This is a genomic window from Brachybacterium zhongshanense (assembly GCF_055385755.1).
On the sequence record NZ_AP043790.1, the window covers coordinates 3,210,812 to 3,225,431 of the forward strand.

Below are 14,620 nucleotides of genomic sequence, written 5' to 3' on the forward strand. Positions count from 1 at the left end.
GACTCCGGCACCGCCGGCTCCACGGGCTCGGCCCAGGTCTACCACCGGATCGGCAGCTCGTCGATCCGCAGGTCCAGGGTGACCTCGGCGTCCTCGAGGTGCATCGGGGCGGCGTGCACCGTCAGCGCACGCAGCATGCCCTCGACGCTGCGCACGACGGACGGTGCGGGCTCGTGGAGGACGTCCGACGGGACGGTGGGCCCGGGCGTGCGGAGGCGCAGCCGCGCCCCGGTCGCGTCGACGTCGAAGGCCCGCAGGTCGGGGCCGACGACGTCGGCGAAGACCCGCACACCCCCGAGGCCGTGCACCGGTGCGTCCTGCTCGGAGTCCTGAGCGCGCAGCATCGCTCGCGCCCAGTGCTCGACGTCGGCGCTGGATCCGGGCCAGGAGCCGGGCGGGGTGGAGAGCATGGACGGATTCTCGCGCATCCGCCTGCCGCGCTCCATGCAGAGGAGGATCATGGACGGCGCAGGGCCGGGCAGCCCCCCGCCGGGCGGCGCGAGAGGACGTGGGAGAGATGAGGATGTGGGAGAGATGAGCGTGGTGACCTCCTTCGGGGCCGCCCTGCCGCCGTGGCTGGTGACGGAGCTGCCCGCTCTGCCCGACGTCGTCCCGTCGGCCGAGGAGCGCATGGCGCTCGTGAACGACCTGGCCGACCGCAACTGGCGCGCCGGCAACGGCGGCCCCTTCGCCGCCCTCGTGGTCGAGGCCGGCAGCGGCGAGATCCTCTCGATCGGGGTGAACGTCGTGCTCAGCTCGGGGCTCAGCGCGATGCACGCCGAGGTCGTCGCGATCGCGCTCGCCCAGCAGCGGCTCGGCAGCTGGGACCTCGGGGCCCGCGGCGCCCGGCGCGAGCTCGTCGTCAACGCCCGTCCCTGCGTGCAGTGCTTCGGGGCGACCCTGTGGAGCGGGGTGCGCTCGCTGGTGGTCGGCGCCGACGGGCCCGAGGTCGAGGCGGCCACCGGCTTCGACGAGGGACCCATGGTCGAGGACTGGGTCGAGCAGCTGTCAGTGCGTGGCATCGACGTGCGGATCGGCCTCGACGCCGACCGCTCGCTCGAGGTGCTCGAGGCCTACGGGGCCTCCGGCGCCGCGCCGTACAACGCCCGCGGCACCGCCTGACGGCAGGGAGCCGCTCCGGCCGACGGTCGGGAGCGGCTCCGGCTGACGGGCAGTGCCGCGGGCGCTTCGCCGGTCACCATCGGTGGGCGACGTCCACGACGATCCGGGAGCCGTCCCCGGGGCCGTCGAGCACGAGCACCCGCATCGGCAGACGGGCGCGCACGCCCAGGCCGATGACCGTCTCCCCCTCGAAGCTGCCCGCGAGGGCGACCTGTCGGAAGGTCCGGTACCCGTCGACCGCGACCGCATGGTCCCGATCGGCTGGCTGATAGGTGGGCTTCCCGGAGTCGTCGTAGGCGGGGGCGCGCACGACGATCTGCAGGTCCGCGCCGCCGCTGAGCGGGACGACGGAGCCGGAGCCGGGACGATGGACCGCGCTCACGTACTCCACCGTGTACCCGGTGATGTCGTGGTCGAGGTCGATGACCAGCCGGTCGTAGCAGCCGTGCTGACCGACCCGCAGGTCCTTCACGTGAGCGGAGGACGTGCCCGTCCCCGCCTTCTCGAGAGAGCCCCAGGTGATGCCGCAGTAGGGGGCGGCCTCGGCCGCGGTGGGGACGATCATCCCCAGGCCGAGCATCAGGAGCAGGGCGGCGAGCCCTGAGAGCAGCCGTTTCATGGTGCGCTCCTTCGCGTCACGGCGATGCCCGGACGCCACCGGTCGTGTCCGGATTGTCCGCCTCGGGAGGTGTGCGGTGCGAGCATTCGCCCTGCATTGGCACCGAGATCGTGACCGTCGTGACCGGATCCGATCGCGCGCCCTCCCCGCTGGTCAGCGGCGCGCAGCCGGCCGACTTGACCTCAAGCATCCTTGAGGTCCTTGACTGCCGGTGCGGGCGGCATCCGGCGCTCTGCACTGCAGGAGCTCTGCACATCGGGAGGAGAGCGGATGAGCGCCCACGAGTCACCGTCGGCCGTCGACGGCGCCCTGCGCAGGGCCCGCCTGTGGACCGGACGGACGTGGTTCTTCATCGTCACCGCGATGGTGCTCGAGACCTGCATCGCCTTCGAGGCCTTCGCGACCACCACCATCCTGCCGGTCGCGATGGTGGACCTCGGCGGAGAGCGCTGGTACTCCCTCGCCTACGCCGCGACGATCTCGACCGCTCTGGTCGGCATGGCGATCGGCGGCAGCTGGTCCGACCGCAGCGGGCCGCGCCCGCCGCTGGTCGTCGGCGGGTCCGTGCTCCTGCTCGGCATCGCGCTGTGCGTGATCGCATCAGACCCCGCGTCGTTCATCGTCGGACGACTGCTGCAGGGCATCGGCGGCGGTGCCGTCGGCGTCGTGCTCTACGTGCTGATCGCCCGGATCATCGACCCTCCGGCCAGGCCGGCGATGTTCGGCCTGCTCACCACCGCCTGGCTGCTGCCCTCGATGCTCGGCCCCGTCGTCGCGGGCGCGCTCGCCGATCTCTCGAGCTGGCGTGCCGTCTTCGGTCCGATCCTCGCCTGATCCCTGGTGGCTCTGCTCGGTCAGCTCCGCGCCTCGCGCGGCATCGGGGCCGACGGATGCGACGGGGCTGCCGGGGCCGATGGGGCTGGTCGGTCTGCCGGGGCCGATGGGGCTGGTCGGTCTGCCGGGGCCGACGGGTCCGGTGGCGCCGACGGATCTGCTGGGGCTGCCGGCGGAGAGGCGGCGGATCCTGCGCCGGCACCGCCGATCGTCGGCCGCCGGGGCCTGCTCGCGGTCGCGGCCGCCGCGATCCTCATCGCCCTGCAGCTGGGAGCCCAGGTCCACGGTGCGGGCGGGATCGTCGTCGTCGCCGCTGGCCTGGTGGCGCTCGCGATCGTCTCCCGCGCGCTGCTCCCGCCGGGGACGCTGCGTCTGCGCGGGCAGGCGCAGCGGCTGGTGGTGCTGCGCGCCGGCCTCGGGGCGACCGCCACCGCGACCGATGTGCACCTCACGCTCCATCTGCAGTCCGAGCGCGGCCTCTCACCGACCGCTGCGGGCCTGATCATCGCGGCCGGTGCCGGCGGCTGGGCGATCGGATCGTGGCTGCAGGCGCAGGCGGGCTCGTCGGCCGGACGGCACCGGACCCTGATCCTGCTGGCGACGCCGCTGGTGGCGCTGTCCCCGCTGGTCGTCCTGCTGCTCGTGCTCGATCTCGTGCCCATCCCGGTCGTGGTCGCGGCAGCGGTCCTCAAGGGGCTCGGCATGGGGATCGCCTCCGCGAGGATCGCCACCGCCACGCTCGATCTCGCACCGCCCGGCGAGCAGGGCGCCTACAGCTCCGCCCTGCAGACGGGGGAGTCGCTGGCCGTCTCCTCGACCACGGCGGTCATGGCGGTCATCCTCGGCGGAGCGCTCGGAGGGATCGTCCCCGCCATCACCGGGACGGGCGCCTATGCGGCCGTGTACGCGCTGCTGACCGCGGGCGCGATCGTCACCATCGCGATCGCCGCGACGGGGAGGGGGACCGCCGCGCGGACAGGCGGGCGCCAGGACCGTCCGACGGGCGCGCGGCGGTGACCTCGGTCCCGCAGGTCGGCGGTGGGACCTGCCATCATCACCGCATGACCGTTCTCGTCGCCTACGCGACCCACTCCGGAGCCACTCGCACGCTCGCCGAGACCATCGCTGAGACCCTCGTCGGCGAGGGCGTCGCGGCCGACGTCGTCGACATCGAGGACGCGCCCGATCCGTCGGCCTACGACGCCGTCGTCGTCGGATCCGCGGTGCGCATCGAGTCCGTCGAGAAGTCCCTCGAGCGGTGGAGCGCCGCGCACGCCGACGCTCTCGCGAGCCGACCGGTCGCGTTCTTCTCCTGCTCCGGATCGGCCGCGGATCCCGCCACGCGGGAGCATCAGAAGGCGACCGACGGCTATCTCGCCCATGCGCCGTTCGAGGCGGTCGCCGCGGCGAACTTCCCCGGCTGGGTGCTCATGGACCGCATTCCGATGCACGAGCGCGTGATGCTGAAGTCGATGCGCACGCCGACCGGCGACTTCCGCGACCTCGACCTCGTCGCCTCCTGGGCGCGGGAGATCCGGCCGTCGCTGGCGGGCTGAGCTGCGCGGACAGGTCGGTCGAGCCGTGCCGGACGCTCAGTCCAGCGGGTTCGACTGCGGCGGGAGAGCCTCGATGAGGGGATGGTCCTTGTCGATCGTGCCCATCTTCGCGGCGCCGCCGGGGGCGCCGAGCTCGTCGAAGAACTCGACGTTCGCCTTGTAGTAGTCCGCCCACTCATCCGGCAGGTCGTCCTCGTAGAAGATCGCCTCCACCGGGCAGACCGGCTCGCACGCTCCGCAGTCGACGCACTCGTCGGGCTGGATGTACAGCGAGCGATTGCCCTCGTAGATGCAGTCCACAGGGCACTCGTCCACGCAGGCGCGGTCCTTCACGTCCACGCACGGCAGCGCGATCACATATGTCACGACTCTCCACCTTCCAGGATCCGACCGGTCGACCCGCGCCGCCCGACGGAACGGTCCGACGGAACGGTCCGACGGAACGGTCCGACGGAACGGTCCGACGGATCGGTCGACGCGGTCGACGACTGCGTCGACCGTAAGATCTCAAGTGCACTTGAGGTCAAATGGGGCATGATGGCGGAGGGGCAGGAGCAGGCGGAGGGGAGGGACCAGGTGACGAGCACGGCCGGCACGATCGAGGAGGCGAGGAGCATGGCGGAGGACGGCTCGCATGAGCCCGAGGAGCTGCTGACGATCGGGGAGATGAGCCGCCGCACCGGCGTGGCGGTCTCCGCGCTGCGCTACTACGAGGAGCTGGGGCTGATCGCCTCCGAGCGAACCCCCGGCAACCAGCGCCGCTACGCCCGCCACATGCTGCGTCGCGTCTCCCTCGTCTCCGTCGCCAAGCGCCTCGGCATCCCGCTGGCCGACGTCCAGGCGGCCTTCGCCGAGGTCCCCATGGAGCGCACCCCGTCGCACGCTGAATGGCAGCGCGCCTCCCGCAGCTGGAAGCGCCAGATCGAAGAGCGCCGCCGCGGGCTCGAGCGCCTCGAGCACGAGCTCACCGGCTGCATCGGCTGCGGATGCCTGTCGCTGAAGGCCTGCGCCCTGCTCAACCCCGACGACGCACTGGCGGCCACCGGCGCCGGAGCCCGCCGACTGGACGACCTCTCCGACGATCTCGACGACGACCCCACCGACGGGTCCGGACGACAGGGTTCCTGACAACTCCCAGGTCACAGGATGACGCGGCGCTTGACCTCAGGGGTGCTTGAGGTTCTATGGTCGAGACACGTTCATCTGACAGGAAGGCATCACCATGGCGGAGTACACGCTTCCGGACCTGGACTACGACTACGGGGCGCTCGCTCCTTCGATCTCGGGTCAGATCATGGAGCTGCATCATTCGAAGCATCATGCGACCTATGTGAAGGGTGCGAACGCGGCGCTGGAGAAGCTGGCGGCGGCGCGTGAGGCCGGGGACTTCGGTTCGATCAATCAGCTGTCGAAGGATCTGGCGTTCAACCTGGGTGGTCATACGAACCATTCGATCTTCTGGAAGAACCTGTCGCCGGAGGGTGGGGACAAGCCCACCGGTGAGCTGGCGGCGGCGATCGATGAGCACTTCGGGTCGTTCGACGGGTTCCGTGCGCATTTCACGGCGGCGGCCCTGGGGATCCAGGGCTCGGGCTGGGCTGTGCTGGCGTATGAGCCGGCGGGTGGGAACCTGGTGATCGAGCAGTTCTACGATCAGCAGAACGGTGTGCCGGTGGCGACGGTTCCGCTGTTCCAGCTGGACATGTGGGAGCACGCGTTCTACCTGGATTACCAGAACGTGAAGGCTGACTATGTGAAGGCGGTCTGGGACATCGTGAACTGGGCGGATGTGCAGGCGCGGTTCGAGAACGCGCGCAGCAATGCGTCCGGTCTGGTGGTCCCGGGTCTGTGAGGCCTCGGCCTGCGCGCCTGTGAGGCTTCGGCGCTGCGTGCGCTGACAGGGCGCGGCTGAGAGGCCGCGGCTGAGAGCGGCCGGTCCCCGGTGAAGGGGGCCGGCCGCTCTGTCAACGCTCCGTCATCGTGCGGGGGCGTTGCTGGCGCACCCGGCGTCGACGGGGTAGTCGACGAAGGCGAAGGCCGAGCCGTCAGGTGCCCAGCTGGGCACGTTGATCGTGCCCTGGCCGCCGTGCAGGGCCACGATCGTCGTGGGATGCCGCCAGGCATCGACCCAGGTGTCGTCGTCGGCGTCGGACCCGGTGGGGAGATCGACGAGCCGCAGCTCGACCTCGAGATCCGCCGGATGCCCGATCGTCCCGGGCGGGAAGCTGAGGAGGACGGCCGCATCGCCCGCGGGCGCGACATGCGGGAACCAGTTGACCCGCTCGTCGTCGGTCAGCTGCTCGAGCCCGCCCCCGCCGGCCGTGACGCCGACCGTGACATCGATCGAGCCGCGGGCCGTGCCGTCGGTCATGCCATCGGCCGCAGCATGGGGCCGGATGCGGGCGATCTGGGCGTGACCGGGGGTCTCCGAGAAGTCCTCCGTGCTCAGCAGGATCCATGCGCCGTCGGGCGTCCACTCGCAGCCGTCGGCCGGGCCGGGCGGTGCGGTCAGGCGGCGGTCGTCCGTGCCGTCGGCGCCGACGGTGCGGATCACCGCCGAGCCCCACGGGTCCCCCTGGTGCTCGGTGACATGCACGTAGGCCAGACGCGTGCCGTCGGGGCTCACCCCATGGAGGAAGTGCATCCCGCCGTCGTCCGAGGTCACCCGACGGATCGGCCCCGAGAGGCGGAAGCCGTCGTCGACCGGCACGTGCCAGATGTGCCCGTCGGCCGCGGATGCCCAGACGCCGGTGCCGTCGGGCGCGAGGACGTGGTCGTTGTTGACCGGCGGCAGCCCGGGGACCTCGAGCTCGATGGGCCCGGCCGAGGCGGGGTCGGCAGAGGGGACGGCGGGGCTGTCAGGGTCGGCAGGGTCGGCAGAGGGATGGGCGGGTCCGACGGGGCCGACGACGGGCAGGAGCCACAGCCGCCCGTCGCCGTTGAGCAGGAGACGGCCGTCGGCCGTCCAGTTCGGGGCCTCGTAGAGGCGCTCATCGCACTCGTGCACCGTGCGGACGCCTCCGCTCCGGCGGTCCCAGATGCGGATGCGGCAGCGCTGGCCGGGGGCGAGGGTGCGCCAGGGGACGTGGTCGCTCATGCCGCGGAGTATCGCACTCCCTGCTCAGGCGGGGGCCAGGACCGGGATGCCGTGGTGGCGTGCGCTCTCCGCGAGACGCTCGTCGTAGGTGACGACGCCGCTGAGGTCATCTCCGAGCTCGAGCGCGGCGGCCAGATGCACGGCATCGAGAGTGCGAAGGATCGTGGGATCCAGCTGACCGGCGGACTCGAATGTCGACGTCGAGAGCGTCATGAGGTGCAGGGCGCTCAGCACGCACCGCGCGGCGAGCACGTTCTCGGGTGAGGCTCGCCGCGTCACGCGCAGGAGCTCGGTCCGGGTCAGATCGCTGGAGACCAGGAGGGGCTCGGTCTCACGGATCCAGGTGCGCAGAGCCTCCGACTCGGGCTCCGAGACGACCAGCTTCACGAGCGCCGACGTGTCCATGTAGTGCGCCACGATCAGTACCTCTCCGCGTCCCGCATGGATCGCAGCGCGGAGGAGAGATCCTCGCCGGCGACCGGCTCCGGCAGCGCGGAGAGGTCGATGCGCGGCCGACGCATCCGCCCGGACCGCAGCATCTCGTCGACGGGCGATGCGGCGAGCGGGACGATCCTGGCGACAGGACGACCGCGGTCGGTGATCGTGATCGACTCTCCCCTCGCCGCCTCCGCGACGACGGCGGACGCGTTCTGCTTGAGGGCACGGATCCCGACGTCGTTCATGTGCTTCATCGTAGTACATCGAGGTCGGCGCGTCGCGGGCCGCCTGAGCTCAGCCGACCAGCGTCAGGAAGCGGCGGTGGAAGCGCAGCTCGCCCGTGACCTCCGGATGAAACGAGGTGCCCAGCACGCTGCCCTGGGCCGCGGCGACGGCACGGCCGTCGGGCAGCGTCGCGAGGACCCTCGCCGTCGGCCCGACCTCCTCGATCACAGGAGCGCGGATGAACGCGGCCCGCACCGGCCCCGGCTCCGACCCAGGCTCCGAGCCCGGCCGCGTCTCCAGCCCTGTCTCCGGCCCCGAGGCGATGAGCGGATCCAGGACCTCGAGATCCGTCTCGAAGGACTCGACCTGCCCGCCGAAGGCATTGCGCCGCACGGTCACGTCGAGGCCTCCGAGGGTCTGCTGACCCTCGATCCCGTCGACGAGGCGATCGGCGAGCATGATCAGCCCCGCGCAGGTGCCGTAGACCGGAAGGCCGCCCGCGATCGCCGCCTGCAGCGGATCCCGCAGCTCGAAGATCCGCGCGAGCTTGTCCATCACGCTGGACTCGCCGCCGGGGATGACGAGCCCGTCGACCTCGGCGAGCTCCGTCGGCCGACGGACCAGCGACACCCGCGCGCCCAGCTGCTCGAGCACCCGCGCATGCTCGCGCACATCGCCCTGCAGGGCCAGGACGCCGACGCGCGGGCCGCTGCTGGAGCCCACGGGAAGCCTCCGCCCGACCGCGCTCACCAGCCGCGCTCGGCCAGGCGGTGCGGGGCGGGCAGGTCGGCGACGTTGATGCCGACCATGGCCTCGCCGAGACCGCGGGAGACCTCGGCGATGACCTTGGGGTCGTCGTGGAAGGTGGTGGCCTTGACGACGGCGGCCGCGCGCTGGGCAGGGTTGCCGCTCTTGAAGATCCCCGAGCCGACGAAGACGCCGTCGGCCCCGAGCTGCATCATCATGGCCGCGTCGGCGGGGGTCGCGACGCCGCCCGCGGTGAACAGCACCACCGGCAGCTCGCCGGTCTCGGCGACCTCGGCGACGAGGTCGTAGGGGGCCTGGAGCTCCTTCGCCGCGACGTACAGCTCGTCCCTGCTCAGGTGGCGCAGCGCCGCGATCTCCCCGCGGATCCGACGGATGTGCTTGGTGGCCTCGGAGACGTCGCCCGTGCCGGCCTCGCCCTTCGAGCGGATCATCGCCGCGCCCTCGGTGATGCGGCGCAGCGCCTCGCCCAGGTTGGTGGCCCCGCAGACGAAGGGGACGGTGAAGCCGTGCTTGTCGATGTGGTTGACGTAGTCGGCGGGGGAGAGGACCTCGGACTCGTCGATGTAGTCGACGCCCAGCTCCTGGAGGACCTGCGCCTCCACGAAGTGGCCGATCCGGGCCTTGGCCATGACAGGGATCGACACGGCCTCGATGATGCCGTCGATCATGTCGGGGTCGCTCATGCGGGAGACGCCGCCCTCGGCGCGGATGTCCGCGGGGACGCGCTCGAGCGCCATGACCGCGACGGCGCCCGCGTCCTCGGCGATCTTCGCCTGCTCGGGGGTGACGACATCCATGATGACGCCGCCCTTCAGCATCTCCGCCAGGCCGCGCTTGACCTTGCCGGTGCCGGTGGTCGTGGTGCTCATGGGTGTCTCCTCGTGATGGACCCGGGCGCCGACGGCCGTCGTCGGCCGATATCGGGTGTCGGGTGTCGGGTGCTCGTTTGATCTATGCCAATACTGGACTTTGGCCCATGCCGAACGCAAGAGGGGGTCACGAGGGGATCGTCGGGCCCGTCGGGCCGCTAGGCTCGGGATCGTGAGCGCTCCCCCCGAACAGTCCGCCCCCCGGGGGCCGGCGGGCGCGTCGGCCATCTCCGGCGCCACCGCCGCCGAGATCGCCGACAGCGTGCGCTCCCTGGTCGAGCGCGGGGACCTCGTCCCCGGCGATGCGCTGCCCCCGGTGCGCGCCCTCGCCGAGCGGCTCGGCATCAACCGCAACACCGCCGTCGCCGCCTATCGGCGCCTCGCCCGCTCCGGCCTGGTGGTCGCCCAGGGCCGCGCCGGCACCCGCATCGCCGGCCCCGAGCGCGTCGCCCAGGAGGGCTACGCCGACCCCGGCGGCGGGCGCGCCCCCGGAGCGGGCCCCCTGCGCGACGTCGGCACCGGAAACCCGCTGCCCGAGCTCATCCCCGACATCGCTCCCGCCCTGCAGGCCGCCGCGGGCCGTCCCGTCCTCTACGGGGAGCCCGTCATCGACCGGTCCCTCGAGGAGTTCGCCCGCACCTGGATGGCGCCCGACGTGCCCGTCGCCGCCGACCGGATCCGCCTGACCCTGACCAGCGGCGCCGTCGACGCGATCGAGCGCCTGCTCGCCCAGGCGCTGCTGCGCGACGACGCCGTCGCACTCGAGGACCCGTGCTTCCTCGCGAGCATCCAGACCGTCCGCCTCGGCGGCTACCGGGCGGTCCCGGTCCCCGTCGACCAGCACGGCATGACGGCCGACGGGCTGCGCGCTGCCCTCGAGCAGGGCGTGCGCGCGGTCGTGTGCACCCCCCGCGCACAGAACCCGACGGGCGCCTCCCTCAGCGAGGAGCGCGCCGAGCAGCTGCGCGAGGTCCTCGCCGACCACCCGTACGTGCTGGTCATCGAGGACGACTACTACTCCCTGCTGGCGCGCACGCCGTTCCGGTCGATCGTCGGGCCCGACCATCGGCGCTGGGCGCTCGTGCGCTCGGTCTCGAAGTTCCTCGGCCCCGACATGTGCCTCGCGGTCACCGCGTCCGACCCCGAGACCGCCGACCGGCTCGCCCTGCGGCTCAGCCCCGGCACCACCTGGGTCAGCCATCTGCTGCAGCGCATCGCCCTCGCCGTGCTCCAGGACGAGGACTCGCGATCCCTCGTCGAGCGCGCCGGGATCCTCTACGCCGAGCGCAACGCCGCCTTCGCCGCCCGCCTCGCCGACGCCGGGCTCCCGGCCCGCGCCGGCGACGGCATGAGCCTGTGGGTCGACGTCGGCGCCCCCGCCCGGGAGGTCGCCGCCCGGCTCATGCGCCGCGGATGGCTCGTGCGCACCGGCGACGACTTCCGCCTCGACCCCGACGCCGGGCCCTCGCAGCAGCTGCGCGTCACCGTCCACGACCTCACCGACGTCGAGACGGAGGCGCTGGCCGCGGATCTGGTCGCCGCGGCGAGGTGAGCGCGAGAGGCGGTGGGCGCGACGGCGGGTGGGCGCGACGGCGGGCGGGCGCGATAGATTCGTGCCATGCCTCGGACCAGCGTCGGCCCCCTGCCCGGCTCCTCCACAGCCCCCGGCCTCATCGAGCCCGACCCCATCGAGTCCGCGTCGCGGCCGTCGGCGCCGCTGCGCGTCGGCATCGTCGGCACCGGCGGGATCTCCCGTTCCCACCTGACCGGCTGGGCCGGGATCGGGGCCGAGCTGCACTGCTTCAGCCTCGCGGGCGCCGAGGAGTTCTCCGAGCTGACCGGGGCCGTCATCCATAGGGATCTCGCCTCGCTGCTCGCGGCGGTCGATGTCGCCGACGTCTGCACCCCGACCCCCTCGCATGCCGAGATCGTCCACGCCGCCCTCGACGCGGGGATCGACGTCGTCTGCGAGAAGCCCCTCGCCCTCGAGTCCGGGGACGCCCGATCGGTCGCGGAGCATGCCGAGCGCGTCGGCCGTCGGCTCCTGCCCGCGCACGTCGTCCGCTTCTTCCCCCAGTACGCGGCGGCGAAGCGAGCGATCGACGAGGGCGCGATCGGCGAGCTCGCCGTGCTCCGCTTCGAGCGCACCGGCACCTTCCCGCGCCAGCCCTGGTTCGGGGACGAGGCCCAGTCCGGCGGCATCGTCATGGACCAGATGATCCACGACATCGACCAGGCCCTGTGGATGGCCGGTGACGTCGTCGCCGTCCATGCGCGGCAGTCCATCGCGGCCGACGACGACTCCGTGCGCACCGCCCATGTGGTCCTCACCCACCGCTCGGGAGCGATCACGCACTGCCGCGGATTCTGGGGACCGCCCGGCACCGCCTTCCGCTACACCTTCTCCCTGGCCGGCTCCGAGGGCCGCCTCGAGTACGACTCCGCGGCCGACACCGGCGTCGCCTTCGACGAGGTCGCCTCCGCGCGCCGCTCCTCGGGCGACGGCTTCCTGCCCTCGGTGGCCGCCTTCGACGACCCCTATGCCGCCGAGATCGTCGAGTTCGCCCGTGCCATCACGACCGGCGGCCCCTGCCGGGTGAGTGCGGCCGACGGCGTCCGCGCCGTCGAGATCGCCCGCCTCGCCCTCGACTCCCTGCGCACCGGACGGAGCCTCGCATGCTGACCCCCGCCCCGGAGACCCTCGCCCCTGAGACCACCGAGCCGTCGGCCGCAGCGCCGTCGGCCGCAGAGCCGCTGCGCGTCGCCCTCCTCAGCTGCGCGCACACGCATGCCGCCGGCTATGCGGCGCTGCTGCGGGACCGCGCTGACGTCGAGCTGGTCGTCGCGGACCCCGGCGGCTTCGGTGACGTCGGCGGGGCGGGCGGCATCGAGGTCGTCGACTCCTATCGGGCGGCGTGGGAGCACTGGGAGGGCGGCCCCGACGCCGTGGTCGTCACCAGCGCCAACGCCCACCACCGGGACCTCGTCCTCGAGGCGGCCCGGCGCGGCGCCCACGTGCTGTGCGAGAAGCCGCTGGCGACCGCCGTCGCCGATGCCGAGGAGATGGTCGCCGCCTGCCGCGAGGCCGGCGTCGTCCTCATGACCGCCTTCCCGGTCCACTTCTCGCCCGCCGTCGACGCCCTGCGCTCCGCGGTGGCCGACGGCACCCTCGGGCAGGTCATCGGCCTGACCGGCACCAACAACGGCAAGCTGCCCACCGGCCGCGACTGGTTCACCGACGTCGCCCTCTCCGGCGGCGGCGCCATGGTGGACCACACGGTGCACGTCGCACAGATCCTCGACTCCCTCGTCGGCGAGCCCGAGAGCGTGCACGCCGTGACCAATCGGATCCTCTGCGCCGACCGCGCCGGCGAGGGCGCCGAGACCGGCGGCCTGGTGACGCTCACCTATCCCTCCGGTCTCGTCGCCACCATCGACTGCTCCTGGTCCGAACCGGCGGACTCGCCCACCTGGGGCGGGCTGACGCTGCAGGCCGTCGGCACCGGCGGACAGCTCCAGATCGACGCCTTCGCCCAGCACGTCGGAGGTGTCGGCCAGTGGCTCCCCGTCGGCGCCGACCTCGACGCCCGGCTCCTGGACGCCTTCCTCACCGCGGCCCGCTCCGGCGTCGCGAGCGAGCCGACGGGCGACGTCGGTCTGCGGACCGTCCGCGTGGTCGCCGCGGCCCAGGAGTCCGTGCGCACCGGGCAGCCGGTGCGCCTCGCCGACGTCTGACGCCGGGCGACGGCCGGGTGCGGCGGTCCGGTGCGGCGGCCGGGAGCGACTGATCGGGGGTGCGGCCGGGAGCGACCTGCAGGGAGGGACCGGCGGGGAGGGACCGGGGTCAGCGTCGTGCTCGAGCGCCCGAGACCGCCATCATCAGCGCGATCGCGAGCGCGCCGACGGCGAGCACCGCGCCCCCGGCGAGGACGGCCCCGGTCACGCCCAGCAGCGAGCCGAGCACAGCGATGGAGATGCCGTTGCCGGTGCGCAGCCCGCTGGTGAGCATCCCAAAGACCCCGATCACGCGCCCGCGCTCGGACACCGGGGCGCGCAGCTGCACGACGGCCTGCCCGATCGTCGCGGACGCCAGGTTCGCGACACCCCCGACCACGAGCGCGATCACCGTCAGCGCATAGCTGGGGGAGACGGCCACGATCACCGTCGTCAGCCCGAACAGGAAGGTCGCGACGACGGCCGCCCTCGTCGTCGGCCGGATCGCGCCGGTGGCCTCCAGCAGGAACCCGCCGCCGACCCCGCCGACCCCATTGGCGAACAGCAGCATCCCGTAGCCGAAGCCGGCGTCGCCGGCGCCGAGCCCGTCGGCGAGGGTCGGCATCGCCACCTGCAGCGAGGATCCGACGCACACGGCGATCAGCGCACCGAGGACGATCATCGCGATCAGCACCCGATCTCCCGCGACCGTCCGCAGCACCGAGAGCGAGCGCAGCGGGCCCAGCCGCTCTCTGCGCACGAAGCCGTCGCGCGTGTGCCCGGTGTACGGGGTGCGCAGCATCAGCACAGTCATCGGTACGTAGAACAGGATGTTCACGAGGATTCCGCCGCCCGCACCGAACAGCAGCAGCAGGGCCGAGCCGACGATCGGACCCGCCAGCACCCCCAGCCCCCGGAAGGTCGCATTCAGCCGCACAGCCCCCGGCAGCTCCTCCGGCTCGGCGAAGTCGTGCAGCATCAGCTGCTCCGCCGGACCCCACAGCGCCCCCGCGCAGCCGTGGAGGACCAGCAGCACGCACGCCATCCACATCTCCAGCGTGCCGGTGAGGAACAGGACGCCCCAGGCCAGCGACACGAACGCGAACAGCCCTTGGGCGATCTGAATGATGCGCCGGCAGTCGAAGCGCTCAGCCAGCTCGCCGAACCACACCGACAGCAGCAGGAACGGCAGCCAGTGGCTGATCACCTGGAAGCCCACCAGGGCGGGCGAGTGGAACGCCTGCCACAGGAACCAGTAGGTGATGACGTGCTCGATGTTGTCGCCCATCATCGACAGCCCCGCGGTGATCAGGTACGGGCGCGAATGGCGGTCGCGGAGGGCGCCGAAGCGACGGGGCGCGATGGTGGTCGTGACAGG

Annotated in this window: 19 protein-coding genes; 9 read left to right on the forward strand and 10 right to left on the reverse strand. The window is 72.6% G+C overall.

Features of this window, described 5'->3' with window-relative positions:
- Positions 1-38: 38 nt before the first annotated feature.
- Positions 39-410 (reverse strand): hypothetical protein, encoded by a 372-nt coding sequence (locus ACZ5AJ_RS14310; RefSeq protein WP_464135709.1) that lies wholly within the window; start codon positions 408-410, stop codon positions 39-41.
- Positions 411-534: 124 nt separating this feature from the next.
- Here ACZ5AJ_RS14310 and ACZ5AJ_RS14315 point away from each other — a divergent pair, with 124 nt between their 5' ends.
- A complete protein-coding gene (locus tag ACZ5AJ_RS14315) occupies positions 535-1,122 on the forward strand; it encodes a nucleoside deaminase (RefSeq protein WP_464135710.1) in 588 nt (195 codons plus the stop codon).
- Between the two features lie 73 nt (positions 1,123-1,195).
- Here ACZ5AJ_RS14315 and ACZ5AJ_RS14320 read toward each other — a convergent pair whose 3' ends face one another.
- Together ACZ5AJ_RS14320 and ACZ5AJ_RS14325 are read right to left on the reverse strand one after the other, a co-directional pair.
- The gene (locus ACZ5AJ_RS14320) at positions 1,196-1,741 is read right to left on the reverse strand and encodes an AMIN-like domain-containing (lipo)protein (protein ID WP_464135711.1); all 546 of its coding nucleotides are present in this window, start codon (positions 1,739-1,741) and stop codon (positions 1,196-1,198) included.
- Between the two features lie 16 nt (positions 1,742-1,757).
- Positions 1,758-1,931 (reverse strand): hypothetical protein, encoded by a 174-nt coding sequence (locus ACZ5AJ_RS14325; protein ID WP_464135712.1) that lies wholly within the window; start codon positions 1,929-1,931, stop codon positions 1,758-1,760.
- 80 nt (positions 1,932-2,011) lie between these two features.
- On the opposite strand from ACZ5AJ_RS14325, the gene ACZ5AJ_RS14330 reads away from it, so the two are divergent.
- The 3 genes from ACZ5AJ_RS14330 to ACZ5AJ_RS14340 are packed head-to-tail and all read left to right on the forward strand — an operon-like array spanning position 2,012 to position 4,131.
- Complete coding sequence (locus tag ACZ5AJ_RS14330) at positions 2,012-2,575, forward strand: MFS transporter (protein ID WP_464135713.1); 564 nt, start codon at positions 2,012-2,014, stop codon at positions 2,573-2,575.
- Between the two features lie 6 nt (positions 2,576-2,581).
- Positions 2,582-3,592 carry a hypothetical protein gene (locus tag ACZ5AJ_RS14335; RefSeq protein ID WP_464135714.1) on the forward strand — a complete coding sequence of 337 codons (1,011 nt, stop codon included), beginning with the start codon at positions 2,582-2,584 and terminating at the stop codon, positions 3,590-3,592.
- 44 nt (positions 3,593-3,636) lie between these two features.
- Positions 3,637-4,131 (forward strand): flavodoxin domain-containing protein, encoded by a 495-nt coding sequence (locus tag ACZ5AJ_RS14340; protein ID WP_464135715.1) that lies wholly within the window; start codon positions 3,637-3,639, stop codon positions 4,129-4,131.
- Positions 4,132-4,167: 36 nt separating this feature from the next.
- Here the strand turns inward: ACZ5AJ_RS14340 and fdxA are convergent, their stop codons facing one another.
- Entirely contained in the window at positions 4,168-4,497 is a 330-nt protein-coding gene (gene fdxA, locus ACZ5AJ_RS14345; protein ID WP_464135716.1) for a ferredoxin, read from the reverse strand.
- 249 nt (positions 4,498-4,746) lie between these two features.
- Between fdxA and soxR the strand changes: the two genes are divergently transcribed.
- The gene (gene soxR / locus ACZ5AJ_RS14350) at positions 4,747-5,259 is read left to right on the forward strand and encodes a redox-sensitive transcriptional activator SoxR (protein WP_464138779.1); all 513 of its coding nucleotides are present in this window, start codon (positions 4,747-4,749) and stop codon (positions 5,257-5,259) included.
- 94 nt (positions 5,260-5,353) lie between these two features.
- Positions 5,354-5,983 (forward strand): superoxide dismutase, encoded by a 630-nt coding sequence (locus ACZ5AJ_RS14355; protein ID WP_464135717.1) that lies wholly within the window; start codon positions 5,354-5,356, stop codon positions 5,981-5,983.
- Positions 5,984-6,106: 123 nt separating this feature from the next.
- On the opposite strand, the gene ACZ5AJ_RS14360 is transcribed toward ACZ5AJ_RS14355, so the two are convergent.
- From ACZ5AJ_RS14360 to pdxS, 5 genes are read right to left on the reverse strand one after another with little or no spacing between them, the layout of a single operon-like run.
- Positions 6,107-7,228 (reverse strand): TolB family protein, encoded by a 1,122-nt coding sequence (locus tag ACZ5AJ_RS14360; RefSeq protein ID WP_464135718.1) that lies wholly within the window; start codon positions 7,226-7,228, stop codon positions 6,107-6,109.
- 24 nt (positions 7,229-7,252) lie between these two features.
- On the reverse strand, positions 7,253-7,645 hold the full coding sequence (locus tag ACZ5AJ_RS14365) for a type II toxin-antitoxin system VapC family toxin (protein ID WP_464135719.1): 393 nt from the start codon (positions 7,643-7,645) through the stop codon (positions 7,253-7,255).
- A gap of 2 nt (positions 7,646-7,647) precedes the next feature.
- Positions 7,648-7,911: a type II toxin-antitoxin system Phd/YefM family antitoxin gene (locus tag ACZ5AJ_RS14370; protein ID WP_464135720.1), complete on the reverse strand. Its 264-nt coding sequence runs from the start codon at positions 7,909-7,911 to the stop codon at positions 7,648-7,650.
- A gap of 49 nt (positions 7,912-7,960) precedes the next feature.
- A complete protein-coding gene (gene pdxT, locus ACZ5AJ_RS14375; protein ID WP_464135721.1) occupies positions 7,961-8,614 on the reverse strand; it encodes a pyridoxal 5'-phosphate synthase glutaminase subunit PdxT in 654 nt (217 codons plus the stop codon).
- 23 nt (positions 8,615-8,637) lie between these two features.
- The gene (gene pdxS, locus ACZ5AJ_RS14380) at positions 8,638-9,528 is read right to left on the reverse strand and encodes a pyridoxal 5'-phosphate synthase lyase subunit PdxS (protein WP_464135722.1); all 891 of its coding nucleotides are present in this window, start codon (positions 9,526-9,528) and stop codon (positions 8,638-8,640) included.
- 172 nt (positions 9,529-9,700) lie between these two features.
- Between pdxS and ACZ5AJ_RS14385 the strand changes: the two genes are divergently transcribed.
- From ACZ5AJ_RS14385 to ACZ5AJ_RS14395, 3 genes are all read left to right on the forward strand, one after another.
- Complete coding sequence (locus tag ACZ5AJ_RS14385) at positions 9,701-11,080, forward strand: aminotransferase class I/II-fold pyridoxal phosphate-dependent enzyme (protein WP_464135723.1); 1,380 nt, start codon at positions 9,701-9,703, stop codon at positions 11,078-11,080.
- Between the two features lie 66 nt (positions 11,081-11,146).
- A complete protein-coding gene (locus ACZ5AJ_RS14390; protein WP_464135724.1) occupies positions 11,147-12,211 on the forward strand; it encodes a Gfo/Idh/MocA family protein in 1,065 nt (354 codons plus the stop codon).
- Complete coding sequence (locus tag ACZ5AJ_RS14395; protein ID WP_464135725.1) at positions 12,205-13,263, forward strand: Gfo/Idh/MocA family protein; 1,059 nt, start codon at positions 12,205-12,207, stop codon at positions 13,261-13,263. The genes ACZ5AJ_RS14390 and ACZ5AJ_RS14395 overlap by 7 nt, the downstream gene beginning before the upstream one ends.
- A gap of 109 nt (positions 13,264-13,372) precedes the next feature.
- On the opposite strand, the gene ACZ5AJ_RS14400 is transcribed toward ACZ5AJ_RS14395, so the two are convergent.
- Positions 13,373-14,533, reverse strand: a complete 1,161-nt coding sequence (locus ACZ5AJ_RS14400) for an MFS transporter (protein ID WP_464135726.1) — start codon at positions 14,531-14,533, stop codon at positions 13,373-13,375.
- Positions 14,534-14,620 lie beyond the last annotated feature (87 nt).

Coding starts and splice junctions, on each gene's coding strand:
- ACZ5AJ_RS14310 (WP_464135709.1), bottom strand. CDS start 410: ATGCTCTCCACCCCGCCCGGCTCCTGGCCCGGATCCAGCGCCGACGTC.
- ACZ5AJ_RS14315 (WP_464135710.1), top strand. CDS start 535: ATGAGCGTGGTGACCTCCTTCGGGGCCGCCCTGCCGCCGTGGCTGGTG.
- ACZ5AJ_RS14320 (WP_464135711.1), bottom strand. CDS start 1,741: ATGAAACGGCTGCTCTCAGGGCTCGCCGCCCTGCTCCTGATGCTCGGC.
- ACZ5AJ_RS14325 (WP_464135712.1), bottom strand. CDS start 1,931: ATGCTTGAGGTCAAGTCGGCCGGCTGCGCGCCGCTGACCAGCGGGGAG.
- ACZ5AJ_RS14330 (WP_464135713.1), top strand. CDS start 2,012: ATGAGCGCCCACGAGTCACCGTCGGCCGTCGACGGCGCCCTGCGCAGG.
- ACZ5AJ_RS14340 (WP_464135715.1), top strand. CDS start 3,637: ATGACCGTTCTCGTCGCCTACGCGACCCACTCCGGAGCCACTCGCACG.
- soxR (WP_464138779.1), top strand. CDS start 4,747: ATGGCGGAGGACGGCTCGCATGAGCCCGAGGAGCTGCTGACGATCGGG.
- ACZ5AJ_RS14355 (WP_464135717.1), top strand. CDS start 5,354: ATGGCGGAGTACACGCTTCCGGACCTGGACTACGACTACGGGGCGCTC.
- ACZ5AJ_RS14360 (WP_464135718.1), bottom strand. CDS start 7,228: ATGAGCGACCACGTCCCCTGGCGCACCCTCGCCCCCGGCCAGCGCTGC.
- ACZ5AJ_RS14370 (WP_464135720.1), bottom strand. CDS start 7,911: ATGAACGACGTCGGGATCCGTGCCCTCAAGCAGAACGCGTCCGCCGTC.
- pdxS (WP_464135722.1), bottom strand. CDS start 9,528: ATGAGCACCACGACCACCGGCACCGGCAAGGTCAAGCGCGGCCTGGCG.
- ACZ5AJ_RS14390 (WP_464135724.1), top strand. CDS start 11,147: ATGCCTCGGACCAGCGTCGGCCCCCTGCCCGGCTCCTCCACAGCCCCC.
- ACZ5AJ_RS14395 (WP_464135725.1), top strand. CDS start 12,205: ATGCTGACCCCCGCCCCGGAGACCCTCGCCCCTGAGACCACCGAGCCG.
- ACZ5AJ_RS14400 (WP_464135726.1), bottom strand. CDS start 14,533: ATGATGGGCGACAACATCGAGCACGTCATCACCTACTGGTTCCTGTGG.